Below are 4845 nucleotides of genomic sequence, written 5' to 3' on the forward strand. Positions count from 1 at the left end.
ACATTTTTTTTTGAGCCGGATTTGTGTTGAGAAATAAGGAAAAAGAAGCAACCCGCTTCTACCTTACGGTTTCTAAAACATCGCAGATGTTTTTTTAAATGAACACTTGTAAGGTTAAATGATGTGAATAAAATTGTTATATAAAAAGCGGGTGGATTTCCATTCGCTTTTTTTTATTTTTAAGGAGGTTTTTATTTTCTTAAGAATCAGGAGAGGAAAAGCAAAAACAAATCCGGTTGCACCCAGAGAAAGAATTAATAGGCAGATCCGGGTTCCATCGGTTAGATTAATTTCTGAAACGGGAAAGCAAGTTGGAGTTGTTCCCATATCCGAAGCATTGAAAAAGGCAGAAACAGCAGGATTGGATTTAGTGGAGATTTCACCAAAAGCACAACCACCGGTTTGCAGGATAATGGATTTTGGGCAATATTATTACCAGAAAGAACGAAAAATGCGTGATGCAAGGAAGAAACAGCATATCGTTCAAGTTAAGGAAGTCAAATTTGGTCCTAATACAGAAGAACATGATTATCAGTTTAAAAAACATAATGCCATAAAATTTCTGAAACAGCTTCATAAAGTTAAATTTACAGTCAGGTTCAAGGGTAGACAGCTTGCCCATAAAGACTTAGGATATAAATTATTGGAAAAGCTTCGCGCAGAATTAAAAGAAATTGTTGATATTGATAGCGAACCTAAAAGCGAAGGAAGAACAATTTCAATGATCGTTGCTCCAAAAAAAGATATTTTGAAAATATTAAAAAATCTCGAAGTAGAAGAACAAACATAATATTAAGTAAAAAAATGATTGCCACCAGGACCACGAAGATTCACTAAAAAAATTTAGTGATGCTTTGATTTCTTGGAGGATAAATATCAGGAGGAAAAATGCCGAAATTGAAAACTCGACGAGCGGTTACGAAAAGATTCAAATTGACAGGTAATGGAAAATTGAAAAGGTCTCATGCTTTTGCCGGTCACAAATTTACCAGAAAAAGTTCAAAACTAAAAAGAAATTTAAGAAAATCAGACCTTGTGAACAGTGCTGATGTTTCCCGTATGAAAAAAATGTTGGGAATTTAAAAGGAGTTTATTATGCCCAGATCTGTAAATAATGTCGCAGCAAAAAAAAGAAAGAAAAAAATTCTGAAAGCAGCCAAAGGATATATTGGAGGTCGCAGCAAATTATACAGAACAGCGAGACAGGCAGTAGAAAAAGGTTGGCTATATGCATATCGAGACAGAAAAGTTCGTAAAAGAGATTTCCGCAAGCTCTGGATTGTTCGCATCAATGCTGCTGCCAGGATGAATGATTTAACTTATAGTAAATTGATCAGCGGGTTAAAAAAAGCTGAAGTTGATATTGATAGAAAAGTCCTGGCTCATCTTGCTTTTCACGATATGGATTCTTTTGCAAAATTATGTGATGTAGCCAAAGAACAAATAGCAAGTTAGGTTTATTCAGGTGAAAGAAGAACTGCTCAAAATATTGGAATCAGCCAAAATTGAGATAGCTGAAGTCTCCTCCATGCAGGAATTACTTCAATTCAAATCCCGTTATCTCGGAAAGAAAAGCGAATTGATGAATTCCATGAAAAAAATGGGAACATTATCAAAGGAAGAAAGACCTGCATTTGGGAAAATTCTCAATGTGATAAAATCAGAAATTTCAGAACTGTGGGCTGAGCGAGAAAAAACTATCAAAGAACTGGAATATGCAAAGACTCTTCAATCTGAATCTTTCGATCTGACCATGCCGGGACGCAGGAGAGAAAAAGGAAGTTTGCATCCGATCTCAAAAATTATGAGGGAAGTCGAGGATATTTTTATCAGTATGGGATTTGATATTGCCGAAGGGTTCGATGTAGAGGATGAATATCATAATTTTGATGCTTTGAATACACCTCCGGATCATCCTTCCAAAGACCTGACCGATACCTTTTATATCGATAATGATGTGTTACTCCGAACGCAAACATCTCCGGTTCAGATCAGAGTTATGGAAAAGCATGAACCTCCAATAAAAATAATTGCTCCAGGAAGGTGTTATCGTAATGATAATGACGCTTCCCATTCTCCGGTTTTTCATCAGTTTGAAGCTCTCGTTGTCGATGAAAATGTTACTTTTGCTGATTTGAGAGATATGTTGAATATTTTCACCAGAAAAATGTTCGGACCAAATATCAGTTCGAGATTTCGTCCTAACTTTTTTCCTTTCACCGAACCGAGTGCAGAGATCGATATTGTCTGCGTGAACTGCAGGGGCAAAGGTTGTAATGTCTGCAAAGGTTCGGGTTGGCTGGAAATGGGCGGTTCCGGAATGGTCGATCCGAATGTTTTCGATATGCTGAAAATAGATTCGGAAAAATATACCGGATACGCTTTTGGATTGGGAATCGAGAGAATTGCTATGCTGAAATATAAAATTCCGGATATGAGAATGTTGTTTGAAAATGATGTCAGATTCTTAAAACAATTCTGAGTCCACTCTAAAAAAGGCAATAATTTGGAATATGTATGAAATTTTGCACGAAATTTGGAAACTGATGAATCGGTTAATGAAACAGGAAAAAGTATTAACCGTTTTAACGGTTTCTAATTTTATTGAATTTGACCTTTTTAGAGTGGACTCAATTCTCATGATTAACGAGTAAAACTATGAATTGTCATTCCGATATTTCTTCTAGCTTCTCTTACGAGGAATCTCCATCTTATAAATATTTATGTAAATCTATCACTGGAGATCTTTCAAGAGAAAAACAGAAAGAATTTCTCAAACTGACAATTTAAATCGGATAAACGATGAATATAAGTTATAATTGGCTAAAACAATATTTAAACTTTGATCATTCCCCGGATGAAATAAGTGAGATACTAACTTACCTGGGAATGGAAATCAAAGGTGTAACAAAGTTCGGAGAAGAGCTTGAGCAGATTGTAGTTGCACAGATAATTGAGAAAAAGCAGCATCCACGAGCTGACAAACTTTCTGTTTGCCAAGTGGATGATGGAACCGAGATCAAGCAGGTTATTTGCGGAGCTCCAAATTGTGCGGTCAATCAGAAAATAGCATTTGCTCCTATTGGAACTTCGATTGGTGAGTTCAAGATCAAGAAAGTTAATCTTCGGGGGGAAGAATCTTTTGGTATGATATGTTCGGAAAAAGAACTGGGAATTTCCGAAAATCACGATGGAATAATGGTTTTGGACGAAAAAGCTCCTCTTGGAGAAAGCTTATCATCTTTTTTAAATGATCGTTTCGATACTTGTTTTGAGGCTGAAATAACACCTAACAGACCGGATTTGTTAGGAATTATCGGAATAGCACGGGATGTAGCTGCTTATCTTAAAATTAATTTGAATATTCCGGAAATAACATATTCGACTGGAAAAGTTAAGATCGAGGATTTTTTAAAACTTGAGAATAATGAACCGGAACTCTGTTCCCGTTATACTGCCAGAATTATCCAAAATGTGCAGGTTAAGGATTCACCGGAATGGCTGCAGCGGAGATTGATTTCAGTTGGTTTACGACCGATCAATAATATTGTTGATATCACAAATTTTGTGATGATGGAATTTGGTCATCCGCTTCATGCTTTCGATTATGAAAAGATCGAAGGCAAAAAAATCATTATCCGCAGAGCTTCCGGAAATGAGAAATTTCCTGCATTGGATGAAAATATTTATGAACTACAGGAAAATGATCTGGTGATCGCAGATGCTTCCAAACCGATTGCTATCGCAGGAGTTATCGGTGGTGAAAATTCTCATATCACGAAAAAAACTAAAACCGTCGTGATCGAAGCAGCAAATTTTCTTTATTCCTCTATCAGAAAAACTGCGAATAAATTTAAAATTCAAACAGATTCTTCCCATAGATTTGAGAGAGACTTGGCTGATGAAACTGCAGAGATTGTCAGCAGGAGAACTGCTCAATTGATTTTGGAAATTGCCGGCGGAACATTGCTTGAAGGAAAACTGGATTCATATCCAAATCCGGAATCTGAAAGAATTGTCTCGATCCGTCCCTCGAGAGCAAGGAAATTACTTACGATCGATCTTTCCAAAGAAACCATCCAAAAACATCTCGAGAATTTAGGTTTGAAGCAAGTGGATGAGGAAGATGATCTTCTCCAATTCAAGATCCCTTCTTTCAGAAAAGACCTGACTCGCGAGATCGATTTGATCGAAGAAATTATCCGGATGCATGGATATAACAATCTCGAAACCTTCCTGAAACCACAGAAAATAATGGACAAATACTCGTTTTACATGAAAAGGGAAGTTCAGGATTTTCTTGTGAATTGCGGTTTTTCAGAAGTGGTTAACTGGAGTTTTTCCGATCCGAATTATCTTGATTTGATGAAAATAAAAGAGGATGATGAGCGTCGAAATGTTGTTAAGATCAAGAATCCTCTTGGTAGTAGTTTTTCCATTATGAGATCTATGCTTCTTCCGGGAATTCTAAAAAATGCACTTTTCAATATCAATCACGGAAAACATGATCTGAAACTTTTTGAATTAAGCAAAACCTTCATTAAAAGCGAAGGTAAATTAGCAAACGAGAGATTTTTCGTAACCGGTTTGATGACCGGAAATTTAAGTCCTGTTTATTGGAAAGAACCTGTTAAGAAAGTTGATTTTTATGATATTAAGGGAATTGTCGAAGATATTCTCGAAATTTTAGGTTTAAGTGGAGTTGAATTCTCAAATTCAAAAGAATCCTATTATCAACCAGGATTGGCAGCAGAAGTATCCTACAAAAATTCCATCATTGCTGATTTTGGGAAGTTAGATCCGAAGATTGCTCAAAATTTTGAGATCGAGCAACCTGTCTTTGCT

The 4845-nt window shown here is 36.2% G+C and carries 5 protein-coding genes; all 5 read left to right on the top strand.

Annotated features, from left to right (window positions below):
• Positions 1-205: 205 nt before the first annotated feature.
• Positions 206-790 (top strand): translation initiation factor IF-3, encoded by a 585-nt coding sequence (locus ENL20_09505; GenBank protein HHE38791.1) that lies wholly within the window; start codon positions 206-208, stop codon positions 788-790.
• Between the two features lie 98 nt (positions 791-888).
• Positions 889-1083 (top strand): 50S ribosomal protein L35, encoded by a 195-nt coding sequence (locus tag ENL20_09510; protein HHE38792.1) that lies wholly within the window; start codon positions 889-891, stop codon positions 1081-1083.
• A gap of 12 nt (positions 1084-1095) precedes the next feature.
• On the top strand, positions 1096-1455 hold the full coding sequence (locus ENL20_09515) for a 50S ribosomal protein L20 (GenBank protein ID HHE38793.1): 360 nt from the start codon (positions 1096-1098) through the stop codon (positions 1453-1455).
• 10 nt (positions 1456-1465) lie between these two features.
• The gene (locus tag ENL20_09520; GenBank protein ID HHE38794.1) at positions 1466-2482 is read left to right on the top strand and encodes a phenylalanine--tRNA ligase subunit alpha; all 1017 of its coding nucleotides are present in this window, start codon (positions 1466-1468) and stop codon (positions 2480-2482) included.
• 320 nt (positions 2483-2802) lie between these two features.
• Positions 2803-4845 (top strand): phenylalanine--tRNA ligase subunit beta (locus ENL20_09525; GenBank protein ID HHE38795.1); only part of this gene is annotated, 2043 nt, incomplete at its 3' end.

Source organism: Candidatus Cloacimonadota bacterium (assembly GCA_011372345.1).
In the GTDB taxonomy this organism is placed as follows: domain Bacteria; phylum Cloacimonadota; class Cloacimonadia; order Cloacimonadales; family TCS61; genus DRTC01.